General features: G+C 45.7%; 2 tRNA genes. Both read left to right on the top strand.

The features are described from left to right. Positions 1-85 precede the first annotated feature (85 nt). A tRNA-Ile gene (locus CXF81_RS00385) sits at positions 86-162 on the top strand. Positions 163-180: 18 nt separating this feature from the next. Then, positions 181-256: transfer RNA gene (locus tag CXF81_RS00390), tRNA-Ala, on the top strand. Positions 257-374: the final 118 nt, after the last annotated feature.

Genomic DNA, 374 nt, shown 5'->3' on the forward strand with positions numbered 1-374 from the left:
TTCTTGATGCAGTGTTCACACAGATTATCTTGTTATATAAAAGAAAGAGTAAAAGTAGTTTAGGCCCTATATAAGCCGGTTACATAGGCTTGTAGCTCAGCTGGTTAGAGCGCACCCCTGATAAGGGTGAGGTCGGCAGTTCAAGTCTGCCCAAGCCTACCAACTTTTACTCACTTGTAAGGGGCTTTAGCTCAGCTGGGAGAGCGCCTGCCTTGCACGCAGGAGGTCAGCAGTTCGATCCTGCTAAGCTCCACCAATTCCTAGCGGATTGACCTTACAAGAAGGCCAACAACCTTAATGAATGAGCATCAGTAATGTGTTTATCCATTAAGGTTTTTTACACCTTAAAAGTGAAGCGCGATGCGCTTGACGTA

Origin of the sequence: Glaciecola sp. 33A (assembly GCF_002836745.1) — a bacterium.
In the GTDB taxonomy this organism is placed as follows: domain Bacteria; phylum Pseudomonadota; class Gammaproteobacteria; order Enterobacterales; family Alteromonadaceae; genus Glaciecola.